At 62.4% G+C, this 13,130-nt stretch carries 10 protein-coding genes; 2 read left to right on the forward strand and 8 right to left on the reverse strand.

The genetic code is table 11. The features are described from left to right. Window positions 1-80: 80 nt before the first annotated feature. Complete coding sequence (locus ACYVNQ_RS20795; RefSeq protein ID WP_460904463.1) at window positions 81-962, reverse strand: aldo/keto reductase family oxidoreductase; 882 nt, start codon at window positions 960-962, stop codon at window positions 81-83. Window positions 963-1,065: 103 nt separating this feature from the next. On the opposite strand from ACYVNQ_RS20795, the gene ACYVNQ_RS20800 reads away from it, so the two are divergent. Next, on the forward strand, window positions 1,066-1,971 hold the full coding sequence (locus tag ACYVNQ_RS20800; RefSeq protein WP_460904464.1) for a LysR family transcriptional regulator: 906 nt from the start codon (window positions 1,066-1,068) through the stop codon (window positions 1,969-1,971). Between the two features lie 10 nt (window positions 1,972-1,981). On the opposite strand, the gene ACYVNQ_RS20805 is transcribed toward ACYVNQ_RS20800, so the two are convergent. Beyond that, entirely contained in the window at window positions 1,982-4,003 is a 2,022-nt protein-coding gene (locus ACYVNQ_RS20805; RefSeq protein WP_460904465.1) for an alkaline phosphatase D family protein, read from the reverse strand. A gap of 445 nt (window positions 4,004-4,448) precedes the next feature. Here ACYVNQ_RS20805 and ACYVNQ_RS20810 point away from each other — a divergent pair, with 445 nt between their 5' ends. Beyond that, window positions 4,449-6,659, forward strand: coding sequence for a TIM-barrel domain-containing protein (locus tag ACYVNQ_RS20810; protein WP_460904466.1), 2,211 nt, complete (start codon window positions 4,449-4,451; stop codon window positions 6,657-6,659). A 52-nt stretch (window positions 6,660-6,711) separates the two neighbouring features. Here the strand turns inward: ACYVNQ_RS20810 and ACYVNQ_RS20815 are convergent, their stop codons facing one another. From ACYVNQ_RS20815 to ACYVNQ_RS20840, 6 genes are all read right to left on the reverse strand, one after another. Next, window positions 6,712-7,416, reverse strand: a complete 705-nt coding sequence (locus tag ACYVNQ_RS20815) for an ABC transporter ATP-binding protein (protein WP_460904467.1) — start codon at window positions 7,414-7,416, stop codon at window positions 6,712-6,714. Between the two features lie 13 nt (window positions 7,417-7,429). Further along, complete coding sequence (locus ACYVNQ_RS20820) at window positions 7,430-8,149, reverse strand: ATP-binding cassette domain-containing protein (protein WP_460904468.1); 720 nt, start codon at window positions 8,147-8,149, stop codon at window positions 7,430-7,432. Next, window positions 8,149-9,324, reverse strand: coding sequence for a branched-chain amino acid ABC transporter permease (locus ACYVNQ_RS20825; protein WP_460904469.1), 1,176 nt, complete (start codon window positions 9,322-9,324; stop codon window positions 8,149-8,151). Before ACYVNQ_RS20825 ends, ACYVNQ_RS20820 begins: the two co-directional genes overlap by 1 nt. Then, the gene (locus ACYVNQ_RS20830; RefSeq protein ID WP_460904470.1) at window positions 9,321-10,187 is read right to left on the reverse strand and encodes a branched-chain amino acid ABC transporter permease; all 867 of its coding nucleotides are present in this window, start codon (window positions 10,185-10,187) and stop codon (window positions 9,321-9,323) included. The genes ACYVNQ_RS20825 and ACYVNQ_RS20830 overlap by 4 nt, the downstream gene beginning before the upstream one ends. A gap of 48 nt (window positions 10,188-10,235) precedes the next feature. Beyond that, complete coding sequence (locus ACYVNQ_RS20835; protein ID WP_460904471.1) at window positions 10,236-11,462, reverse strand: urea ABC transporter substrate-binding protein; 1,227 nt, start codon at window positions 11,460-11,462, stop codon at window positions 10,236-10,238. A gap of 111 nt (window positions 11,463-11,573) precedes the next feature. Then, entirely contained in the window at window positions 11,574-13,091 is a 1,518-nt protein-coding gene (locus ACYVNQ_RS20840) for an amidase (protein WP_460904472.1), read from the reverse strand. Window positions 13,092-13,130: the final 39 nt, after the last annotated feature.

The following is a 13,130-nucleotide window of genomic DNA, read 5'->3' on the forward strand; positions in this document are numbered from 1 at the left end:
GACATTCGCGCAATACAGCGTCACCGATGCGCAGCGCCTGCGTGTGCTGCAGGCACAGCCACACACCGCCTCGCATACCATCAAGCGTCACCGCCTTTGCTGCTGAGCGCATTCAACTGCTCAAGCACTGCGTCCGGCAGTTCGAGTTGTGCAGCCGCGAGGTTCTCACGCAGATGCGCGAGCGACGACGTGCCCGGAATCAGCAGGATGTTCGGCGATCGATACAGCAGCCACGCGAGCGCCACCTGCTTCGGCGTTGCGCCAAGCGCAGTGGCAATGCCTGACAGCGCGTCCGACTGGATCGGCGTAAAGCCGCCGAGCGGAAAAAACGGCACATACGCGATGCCTTGCGCCGCGAGTTCATCGATCAAAGCATCGTCGTCACGCTGCACGACGTTGTACAGATTCTGCACGCAAACGATCGGCACAATGCTGCGCGCCTCGGCAACCTGCGCCGACGTCACATTGCTCAGGCCGATATGGCGCACGAGCCCTCTATGCCGCAGTTCGGCCAGCGCCTCGACCTGTTTTTCGATCGATCCTTCGGCGGGCGTATGCACATTGCCGAAAATCCGCACGTTGACGATATCGAGCACGTCGACGCCGAGATTGCGCAGGTTGTCGTGCGCACCGCGTTCGAGGTCTTGCGGCTCGAGCGCGGGCTGCCACGAACCGTCGTCGCCGCGAAACGCACCTAGCTTGGTGACGATCGTCAGATCGGCCGGATACGGTGCGAGCGCCTCGCGAATCAGCTGGTTCGTCACGTGTGGCCCATAGAAATCGCTGGTATCGATGTGATCGACGCCTGATTCGAGCGCCGCGCGCAGCACCGCGGCGGCGGCCTGCGCATCCTTCGGCGGCCCGAACACATTGGGGCCGGCGAGTTGCATCGCGCCGTAGCCCATACGGTTCACCGGCCGTCCGGCCATTTCGAACGTGGTAGCGGGTTTGAAGTTCGGCATTGCGTTCTCCTCGACAAGATTTGAACGCCAGTATGGGCCGGCGCAAGTTGTTAGATAATCCCATCCAGTTTGTACAGGCTGTTCAAAAAGGTGAACAATGGCGATGGAAATGAACGACCTTGCTGTGTTCGTCGCGGTGGCGCGCGCGGCCGGCTTTCGCGATGCCGCGCGCATCGATGGTGTATCGCCGGCAAGCCTGAGCACGGCGGTGCGACGTCTTGAAGCGAAGCTCGGCATGCGCCTGTTGAACCGCACTACGCGCAGCGTCGCGCCGACCGAGGCAGGGCAGCGCCTGCTGGAACGGCTAACGCCGCTCTTCAGCGAAATGGAGGCGGCGCTGGACGTGCTGAATGTGTACCGCGACAAACCGGCCGGCACACTCAAGCTGAACGTGCCGGCCGGCATCGGGCGCATCGTGCTGCCGCCGATCCTCGCGCAGTTTCTTCGCACGTACCCGGAGATTCGCGTCGAGGTAGTCGTGGAGGATGGTTTCGTCGACCTGCTGGCGGCGGGTTGCGATGCGGGCATCCGTTACGACGAACGTCTTGCACAGGACATGATCGCGGTGCCGATCGGCCCGCGTGTGCAGCGTTTTGCGACCGCCGCGGCGCCTGCATACCTGGAGGCACGCGGCAGGCCGCGTCATCCGCGCGATCTGCTGAAACACGCGTGCCTGCGCGGCCAGTTTTCCGGTGGCGCGACACCGACATGGGATTTCGAACGCAATGGCGAGGTGATCCGCGTCGACCCCTCCGGGCCGCTGCTGGTGCGCCCGGGCGCGGCAATCGATCTGGCGATCACCACTGCAGTGGCAGGGCTCGGCGTGATCCACCTATACGAAGACGCGCTGCGCCCGCATCTGGACAGCGGCGCGCTCGAGCCGATCCTGAAGCCATGGTGGCAGCGTTTTTCCGGGCCGTTTCTGTACTATCCGGGGCGTCGTCACGTGCCGGCGCCGCTGCGCGCGTTCATCGATTTCCTGAAGGCGAACGAGGCGCCGCGCAAGTGAAGGCCGCCGCCTAAGTCGCCTGGCTGGCGACCACGTTCACTGCGATCGTATTCGCGGCAACCGTCACCACCTGTGAGCTCGCGATCGCATTGGCCACGGCCGGCACCTGGCCGCCGACGATCGGGTTGACCTTCCTGAACGTGGCGCTCAACTGGCCGCTGGTCAGCGAGACGACGGTGTAGCCTTGCGCATCGGTATCCGTATAGGCGAGCCACGGGTTGTTCGATTTCAGCAGATCGTCGGGCGATGCAAGCGTGCCAGCCGAAAACAGCGGATTCAGCCAGGGCTGCGTCGCAACGTTGCTGTTCAGGATCGCTTCGTAGTCGTGGAACAGCGATTCACTCGAAATGCCGGCCGTCGCGAGATCGATCATCACAGGCTGCGGCGTCGTGGCATCGAAATCGTCCATCACGGTGCCAGCAACGAACGCATTGAGGTTGCCGCTCAACGCAACCACATTGCTGATCGCGCCGTTGGCGAGAAACTGCATCAGGTTCTTGCGCTCGGCGTTGTAGCCGTCCCATTGGTCCGCGCTCATCAGCAACATCGTCATTGCCGAATAGGGCGGCAGCATCTGGTTCAGTCCGGCCACCGTTGCGGCGATGTCCGCATCGGAAAAGCCCGCTTGCTTGCCGAAGGCCGTCAGCCGCGCGAACGGCGCGGGTATCAGGTTTTGCGCGACCGCATCGGACAGGTCGCCTTGCATGAAGCTGCGCAGCGTCGTCTCGAACGGCAGGAGTGCGGCGGACGTGCTGACTACCGCCTGCGTGAGCGCATTGACAACCTCATTGAAGCCGTCGATCTGCATGCGCAGCAGCGGTACTTCATTGCCCCACAGTTTCCACACGGTTTTGGCGCCGCTCATCTGCTGTTGCCACCACTGCCGCTGCGTGTCGCCGAGCATCGATACCGGCGTCAGCGCATTGCCGGCGGTGGCGAGGCGCCCCTGTTCCGCATTGTCCACCGCGCTTTTTGCAACTACATAGCGGCTGCCGATTGCGCTATCCGTGGTTTGCGCGACTTCATGGTCGGCACGGTACAGGCGCTCGTCCGTCATCACAAGGGTAGCCAGATCGCCGAACGAGAACGCGCGATAGATCTGGATGTTCTGGAACGATGGGTCGCTTGTCGAAAGCGACACATCGGCGGGCATGAATTCGAACCAGGCCTGGTTCGCATTGCGCCGGCGTGCGGTCTGCGGCGTGGAATCGTCAGCGGTGTAGGTCGAGTGGTCTTGCCATGCGTCGTTGGAGAATTCGTGGTCGCCCCACGTCGCGATCACCGGCCATTTCGCATGCACGCGTTGCAGCCGCGGGTCGGAACGATAGGTCTTGTAGAGCATCCGGTAGTCGTCCACCGAGCTTGCGTAGATCGATCCGTCGGCCAGCTTCGCGCCTTGCGGCAGCACGAAGCTGCCATGCTGCGGATCGCGCGCCGGCGTAATCGACGTGGGACGATTGATCTGTTCGTACACGTAGTTGCCTACGTGCACCACAAAGTCGAGCTCTTCGCTTTGCATCGCGTCGAACGCAGCCCAATGGTTGACGCTCCAGTCCTGAGCGCAGATCACCGCGAAGCGCAGTTGCGTGAGCGCCTGGCCCGCGGCCGGCGTGGTCCATGTACGGCCGGTCGTGCTGACCACCGAACCGGCGCTGAAGCGGTAATAGTAGACGGTGCCCGCGTTCAGATTGGTCACCTTGTGGCGCAACGTGTAGTCCCATTGAGCTTCGGCATTGACATTGGTGTCAAGCACCACCGACTTGAAATCCGCATCGAGCGCGACTTGCAGCGCGACGTTGATCGGCGCTTCGCCATCGCCGCCGTCCACGCGTGTCCATAGCACGACGCTGTCCGCTTTCGGATCGCCGGAGGCGACGCCCAGCGAAAAGGCATTGGGCGTGCTGCTCGCGGTGGATGCGCCACTGCTTGCGCTATGGCTGCTGTTGTCTCCGCCGCACGCGCTAAGCACGGTCGAGCTGGCGACCGAGACAGTCATCAGGCTGCTCCACTTGAGGAAATGGCGGCGGTCCATGATTGGCTATTCCAGATTAAATGAGAATTAGAAAATTGCCATGCGCGAGCGCAAACGGCATTGAGACAGGTGCGGAATTACTGCATTTTAAGGTGTCAAGTGCATGACAGCCGCGATCGAATGAATGGCCTATTGGTTCGAAAAATAAATTCCAAACGCCTGGAAATAAAAAATACCGGTGTTTCCTATGAAAAGAACAAACGAGCCATTCATAAAGCTATAAATGCTTCGTCACGCAAATGAAATTCAGTGTCACTAAGATGGCCGCCTCATTGGCCTCCATACAAGGCTGAAGTCGCTAAAAAGGCGTAAAAAATCTGCCCGATTGCTTGACGGAACCACACCGATGTCTAAACCGAATGACCGTTTGTCTTCGCAACGAGCCGGCACCCGCTCGTGCGATATGCGTACGCATGTCGCCATACTGCCTAAATGGAGCAGCGCAATGAATCCGCTAAAGAGCTATGTGCTTTCAGCCAGTGTGCTACTCGTGGTTGCCGCATGCGGCAATTCGGACAATGGCGGTGCACCGGCATCCACCGGCAGTGGTGGCGGCACGAGCAGTGCCAGCGGCTTGAGCCTGTCGCAAACGGACAAGCAGTTCACCATTACCGATGGCGCGACGACACTGACACTCGATCGCGGCGACTGGCATGCGCGCTGGGGCACGACCGGCGGCAGCACGCTGTTCGAAGACGCACCTGCCGCGGCGTCCGGCGCGCAAATGCAACTGGTCAATCCCGATTACGCACGGTTCCACGATTTGCAGGACGGCATCGACCAGGCGTACCCGGGGCTGCCGCAAGTCACCTACCAGCCGCTCGCCTACCTGAACGGTGCGCAGTGGCATTACGCAACCGGCGTCAGCGCCGTGCAGCTGGCAGGCAATGTCGCCACGGTGTCGGTCAACACCGATGACGGCCTGGGCGCAACGTTGACCCTGACCTATGCCACCGATGGCTCCGTGAGGCTGCACTACGCGCCGGCCGCAGCCAACGTGACTGCTGTGTCGACCGCATGGACCAGCGCGAGCGGGCAAGCCTGGTTCGGCGGCGGCCAGCGTTTTTCATCGGTGAATCTGCGCGGCACCGCGTTGCCGCTGTGGATCAGCCATGGTCCGGATTCGAACCGGCAGACGTCGACCAATGAAATCGCCGCGTCGTTCTTCTGGTCGCCGTCCGGCTCGGGCGCCGCCATCGATTCCGATGCACGCGGCGAAATCGTGTTTGCGAAGAGCGACGAACGGTCCGACGCGGTGCGTGCGACGATCGAAAACAACGCGCTCGACATCGTCTACTACCGCGGCACGCCCGCGCAGATCCTGTCGGCATACACGGCGCGCGTCGGCCGCCCGCAATGGACGCCGCCCAGCTGGATGTGGCGCCCGATGGTGTGGCAGGACGGCGACACGAGTACCGATTCGGTCAACCAGCTAGTCGACGGCATGCAGAGCCGCAACATTCCGCTTGGCGCGGTGTGGCTCGACAATCCATGGGACGCGGGGCAGGGCAGTTTCAATTTCGACCCGACGCGCTTTGCCGACCCGGACGCGATGATCCAGCAGCTGCACGCAAAGAACATACGCCTGATGGTGTGGCTGTCGTCGTACTACAACGGCACCTTTGCCACCGATGCACAGGCGAAGGGCTGGACCATCACCGGCACCCGGCCTGACAACAACGAAGCGACCTACTATCCGCCGCGAGGCCTCGACATACACGTCGACTTCACCAATCCGGATGCGTACGCATCGTGGCGCGACGGCTTGCGCGGTTTGATCCGGCGCGGTGTGGACGGCGTCAAGGTCGATCGTGGCGAAGAAGACCTGTCGGACACGTCGGTATGGCACAACGGATTGCCGAACCGGCTCAACCACAATGCGTACATCGACGCATACCATCACGCGATTTTCGATGCATTCCACACGGAGCGTCCGACCGGCGACTTCGTGATTCTCGCGCGCGGCGGCTGGAACGGTTCGATGCGCTGGGCCGGCCATTGGGAAGCCGACAACCAGAGCGAGCCCGGCGACGATGGCCTGACGCAGGCGCTGCGCGGTCTTGAATCGCAGGCGATGAGCGGCTTTTCGTTTACCGGCGGCGACATCGGCGGCTATGCGGGCGGCCGTCAGAACACCGGCGCGGCGGGCGAGAGCAATCCGTTGTTGACGCCGACTGAAGGCACCTATATCCGCTGGACCGAACTGGGCGCGCTGTCTCCGGTGATGCAAACGCCGGTGCCGCCGTGGTGGGTCAGCGAAAATGCGGTGACGGTGTATCGGCGCTATGCGACGTTGCACGACCGTCTGGTGCCGTACATTGCCGCAGCAGCGCAGCAGAATATCAGCGACGGTACGCCGATCGTGCGGCCGCTGCCGTTCGCGTACCCGAGCGACGCATCGGCGGTGGCAGCCGACGACGAGTATCTGTTCGGGCCGGATCTGCTGGTTGCGCCTGCCACGTCAGTGCTGACCACGCTCGGCATCGGCGCGCGGCAGGTCTATTTGCCGGCGGGCACGTGGCACGACTTCTGGACCGGGCAAACGCTGACCGGTCCCCAGACACTGAACATCGTGCCGGATATGGACAAGATTCCGCTCTACGTGCGTGATGGCGCGACCTTGCCGGCTGGTGTATCGGCGGCTGAGCTGCCTTAACGAAAGTTGTGTGGGCAACGGGCAGCGTGCGCTGCCCGTTGCCGATGGCACGTCAGGCGTGCACGCCTGTGTACTGGCTAACGATCTCCAGATCGCCGAGATGTTCGCGCGGAATCTCATCGCCGATCTGCCCGCGCCGGATTACCAGCACGCGCTGCGATACGGCGGCAATGAAGTCGAGATTCTGTTCGACCAGCACGATCGTGAGGCCCTTGCTGTCGCGCAGCGTGGCCAACGTCTCGGCGATTTCCTCGATAATCGACGGCTGGATGCCCTCGGTCGGCTCGTCGAGTAACAGCAAGACGGGGTCCCCCGCCAGCGCGCGAGCTAGCGCGAGCAGCTGCTGTTCGCCGCCCGACAGCGAGCCGCCAGGCCGTTCGAGCAGCGGCTTGAGGCGCGGAAAATCGTCGAGCAAGGCTTCCAATGCATCGTCGGGCTTGCGGCCGGTCTTGACCAGGCCGAGGCGCAAGTTGTCGTACGCGCTCAACGTTGGAAAGATCTCGCGCCCTTGCGGCACATAGGCGATGCCGCGCCGCGCCCGCGTATGCGGCGCGGCGCGCGTAATGTCCTCGCCCTTGAAGCGGATCGAGCCGGCGCTAGTCGGCAGCGCACCGATCAGTGTGCGTAGCAAGGTTGTTTTGCCCATGCCGTTGTGGCCGAGAATGCCGAGCGACTCACCGCTGCCGAGCTCAAGCGAGATGTCGTACAGCACCGGAATCGAACCGTAGCCGGCACACAGGCCGTTCACTTCGAGCATCGCTAACCCCTCGTCAATGCGGCTTTTTGCCCAGATAGATCTGCTGTACCAACGGATCGCTCATGATGCGTTCGGGCGTGCCCTCGCGAATCACCGCGCCCTGATGCAGCACCGTGACGGTCTTGGCGATCTTGCGGATAAAACTCATGTCATGTTCGACCACCACCAGCGCGTACCGCCGGTTGATCTCCAGAATGAGTTCGGCGGTGCGTGCAACTTCCCCATCGCTCATGCCGGCTGCCGGTTCGTCGAGCAGAATCAGCGGCGGGTCCGCGGCGATCACTACCGCCAGTTCGACCCATTGCCGCTGCCCGTGCGCAAGCAGACCGACCAGCGCCTCGCGGTACGCACTCATGCCGACCCGTTCGAGCACTTCACGCGTGATGCGTTCGGTTTGCGTCGGCGTATTGATGCGCCGCGCCGCGAGCCAGACGTTTTCCCATACCGACAAGCCGTTGAACAGGCTCGGCACCTGCGTCTTGATACCGATACCAAGGCGCGCCGGCTCGTGCGGCTGCATGCCGGCGATGTCTTTGCCGCGAAACAGGATCTGCCCCGACGTCGGATGTACCTGACCGGTCAGCAGTTTGAAGAATGTGCTTTTACCTGCACCGTTCGGCCCGATTACGCAGCGCAACTCGGCTTCGGCCAACGTGAAGTTGACGTCGCGCGTCGCGTGCACACCACCGAAGCGCACGTTCAGATCGCGTGTTTCGAGAAGCGGCGTGGTCATTACGCAGCCTCCTTGCGCGAGCGGTTGGGTGCGGAGCGACTGGCCTCCGGTTCCGCGGCAGGCGCTGCGCCGTATGCACGTTGCGCTGTGGCTTCATGCGATCCCGCCGAGCCGGCGCGGTTACCCCTGCGTAGCGCCTTTAACAGCCGCACACCGAGTTGGCCGGCGCTCGGCACGATACCCTTCGGCACCATCAGCACGAACACAACGAGAATTGCGCCCAGCACGAAATTCGAATTGATCGCCTGTTGCGTGCCGATTTGCGTGGTCAGCCATTGAATCGCAATGCAGCCGACAATCGGGCCGACCAACGTGCCGAGCCCACCGACGATCACCCAGATAATGATCTGCGCAGACTGCGCGAGGCCGAATATGGTCGGACTGGTAAACGCACCCCAGTTCGCGAACAGGCAGCCGGCCAGCCCCGCGATGCCTGCCGCGAGCACGAACGCAAACAGCTTATAGGCGCGCGAGTCGTAGCCAAGCAGCGCGACCCGCTGCTCGTTTTCCTTGCACGCGACGATCACGCGGCCGAGCTTCACCGCGAGCAGCGCACGCAGCAGCAGATAAACCAGCAGCAGCGCGCCCACCGTCAGCTCGAACATGCCACGCGGCCCGATCACATCGTCGACGTTGCCGGGCATATTGAGCGGCGCGATGTTGGGAATGCCATTGAAGCCACCGAGCGGCGCATGACCGATTTTCCATTCGGGGCCGGCCGTCGAGTTGACGACGTTGAACAGGATCAGTGTGACAGTCAGCGTAATCACGCCCATGTACACGTCGGACAGCCGCCCGTAGAAAATCAGATAGCCGAGCACGGCCGCGAATGCGGCGGGCAGCACGATGGAGAGCAGTAGCGGTACCGTGCTGTCGCCGAGATTGGTCACGGCGATCGCATACGTATAGGCACCCAGCCCGAAAAACGCCGATTGTCCGAAGCACAGGATGCCGCCGAAGCCCCACACGAAGCCGAGGCTTACCGCGAGCAATGCCATCACCGCATAGACGGTGGCTTGCACCAACGCGAAGTCGTCGAGTGCGTAAGGCAGTCCTGCAAGCAGCAGAATACCGACCGCGAGCGTGAGCGCCGCGCTCTTCCACGAATGCGCAAAGCGTTCCAGCGCGCCCGGCACGGGTATCGACGTGCGTTGCTCGGGAAGCGGCGTGCTCATAGTGCACCTTTGAAGAAGCGGCCGGTAATGCCCTGCGGCAGCAAACGCAGCATCACGATCGCGCCGGCCAGCAACGCGACTTCGCCGAATACCGGCGTCATTGCGAACGTCGCGACCTGACTGATTGCGCCGAACAGCGCCGACGAACTGATCAGCCCGGCGACGATCGCGGGCCCGCCACCGATCACGGTGATAAACGCCTTGGCGACGAACGCGCCGCCCATGGTCGGCACGACGCCGGTCATCGGTGCGAGCAATGCGCCGGCAAGGCCGGAAAGCCCTGCGCCGAGCGCAAAAGTGGCCGAGTAGACAAGACCTGGGTTAATGCCTAGCGCGTCGGCCATTTGCGGGTTCTGCATCGTGCCGCGCGCAATCAGGCCGAGGGACGTGTGCAACAGCACCCAACGCAGCGCGACGGCCAGCACGATCGCAATGACAATGATCACGAGCGTGTAGCTGCTGACCGAATACGCACCCACCGTGAAGTTGCCGAGCGGCGCCGAAATGCCGGCGGTGGTATTGCCCATCACCGATGTGACGATGCCGATCAGCAGCAGCGAGAGGCCCCACGTAGCGAGCATCGTGTCGATCATGCGGCCGTACAGGCGGCGAATGAATACGCGCTCGAGCAGCACGCCGATCGCAGCGACCGACAGCGGCGCGACGATCAGCATTGCGACCCACAGGTTCACGCCGATCCTGACGGACTCGATTGCCGCATACGCACCCAGCATCATGAATTCGCCATGCGCGAGGTTGATCACTTTCATCATGCCGAACACCACCGCGAGGCCGGCCGATACCACGACCAGGCTTGCAATCGCATACAGCACCTGAATCAGCACAATGACAGCAAGGTCCATCTACCGCTCCTTGTCACGTTGGTTGCACGCGCAACAGTTGCCGTTGCATTACAGCTTGATCACGTACTGCTGGTTGTCGCGCGGATTCTTGATCAGGTTGCACACCGCACTGGTGTCGCTCGGCGGTTGCGCATCGAAGGTCTGTACGATATTCAGCTTGTGATTGCGCACTTCCGCGATGCTGACGTTGAGCACGCAGTGATGCGTGGCGGCATCCACGGCAACCTTACCGCTCGGCGCATCGATGCTGATGCCCGATTCGAGCGCCTCGATCACTTTAGTCCGCTCGAGCGTGCCGGCTTTCTTTACCGCAGTGGCCCACAGGTTGAAGCCCTGATACGTGCCCATCGCCAGTTCGGTGATGTTCGGATAGTCGGTGCCGAAACGTTTGTGAAAACGGTCCTTGAACGCCTTGTTGGTGGGGTTGTCGAGATTTTCGAAGTAGTTGTACGACACCAGGAAGCCGTCGCATTCGTCGGGTGACAGCACGATCTGTTCGTTGCCGCCGGCGAAGGTGGTCGACGCGAGCGGAATTTTCTTGTGCAGACCGGCCGCAGCCCATTGCCGGTAGAACGACATATGCGAGCCACCGACCAGCGCCGACACCAGCATGTCCGGTTTGGCCGCTTCGATCTTCGAGATCGTGGAGCCGAAGTTGGTCACATCGAGCGGGAAGAAATCGATCGAGGCGATCGAGCCGCCGTTTTCCTGCACGAACTTCTTCACCCACTGCGACGTGATCTGCCCATAGTTATAGTCCGCAGCGACCACGTAGACCTTTTTGCCCCACTTCTTCATCGCATACGGAATCAGCTTGGCCACGGTTTGCCCGGGCGTCACGCCAGTACAGAACGTATCGCGGTCGCACACGCCGCCTTCGTACTGCGTGTTGTAGAAGTAAAGCGTGCGATAACGGTCGAGCACCGGGCGCATCACTTCACGCGACGCCGACGTGATGCCGCCGTGCACCACCGCTACCTTGTCTTTCAGCGCTGCCTGCTGCGCAAACTGCGTGTACAGCTGCATGCTCGATTGCGGATCGTAGTTCAACAGACGCAGCTTCTTGCCAAGCAGGCCGCCTTGCGCGTTCCATTCCTCGACCGCGAGCGTCATGCAGTCGGTCATCGGCTTGCCATAGATGTCGAGACCACCCGACATGTCGATGATGCTGCCGACCAGAATCTCGTCAGCCGCGGCGGCGGCGAACGGGAGCGTGCCGGCCGTGCCGGCGGCAAGCGTGATGGCGGACGTCTTGATGAACGAACGGCGATCCATAGAAAGGTTCCGGTGTGGACACAACGATTGATTGAGTGAGTCGGGCAGGCAAGCCGGCGGCGGGAACAGACGTCGAACGAGACGCGTCACTCGGGACGCGCCGTTCGGATTTCAGAGCGTGGTCCAGTCGACCGATTGTTCGAACGCGTAGGCAGCGCGATAGATGGTCGCTTCGTCCCAGTGCTTGCCGACCAGCATCATGCCGACCGGCAGGCCATCGACGTTGCCGCACGGCACGCTCATCGCCGGATGGCCGGTGAGGTCGAACGGGCAGGCGTTGGGCAGCATTTCGAAGGCGCGGCCGATCACTTCCTCGATCGGAGCGCCGGGTTTCGGCAGCGGCGTAGCGGTAAGCGGAAGCGTGGGCATCAGCAGCAGGTCATAGTCGGCGAACGCGGCTTCGTATGCGTGGCAAAGCTGGCGCGACAGGTTTTGCGCCTTGCCGTAGTAACGCCCGCGATAATGCTTGATGAAATATTCGCCGAGCATCATCGTGATCTTCAGCGTCTCCGACAATTCGTCTGCGCGCTCGCGCCAGCCCGCGTGATAGTCGATCATGCCGGTCACGTACAGGCCTTTCCAGTTGAAGCCGTGGCCGTTGTCTTTCATCATCTGCTGCGTCGCGCCTTCGGCGGCGATCGGCAACCAGATCGCGGCGCCGTGGCGATGCATTGGAATCGAGACGTTGCTGACTTTTGCGCCGAGTGCAGCGAGGCGGTCGGCGGCTTCACGCACTTTCGCGTCGGATGCCTCAAGCGATTGCGGCCAGCCGAAGCCTTCGGACAACACCCCGATTCTCAGGCCGCGTGCGCCTTCCTTCATCAGCTGGCTGTATGGCTTGGCGGTTTGCCCCGCAGATTGACGCGGATCGAGCCCGTCGGGGCCGGCCAGCACTTCGAGCATCAACGCGTTGTCGCTGACGTTGGCCGTCATCGGGCCGGTGTGGTCGAGTGTCAACTCGATCGGCATGACGCCGGTGTAGGGCACGAGCCCGTGCGTCGCCTTCATGCCGTAGACGCCGCAATACGATGCGGGCATGCGGATCGAACCGCCCTGGTCGCCGCCGATGGCGAGATCCACCTCGCCGGCGGCGATCAGTGCCGCGCTGCCCGACGATGAGCCGCCTGCGGAATAGCCGATACGCCGCGGGTTGTGCACCGGTGCGGGTGCACTGGTGTGCGAGCCGCCGGAGAAACAGAAGTATTCGCAGGTCGCCTTGCCGAGGATTGTGGCGCCCGCATCGAGAAGACGCGTGACGATCGTCGCGTCGACATCCGGCACATAGCCTTCGAGCGTCGATGCGCCGTTCATCATCGGTACGCCGGCGAGGCACACGTTGTCTTTCAGTGCGACCGTCTTGCCGGCCAGCTTGCCTGACGGCGCGCCCTTGATTTCGGTCTTCACGTACCACGCGTTATAGCGGTTCTCCTCACCGGTCGGACGGTAGCCGGGCGTTCTCGGATAGGTGACGCGCGGCACGTAGTCCGGCATCGCATCGATCAGATCGTACGCATCGAAATTCGGCTGCAGCAGCTGCAGATAGCTCTTGAGTTCCGGTTCCGACAGATGCATGCCGAGACTCGAAGCGATTTCATCAAGCTGGGCGGACGTGGGACGTCTTACTGCCATGGCTGCTCCTCACTCGATCGGAGATAGACCAGACCAGCC

The organism is Paraburkholderia jirisanensis (genome assembly GCF_054782355.1).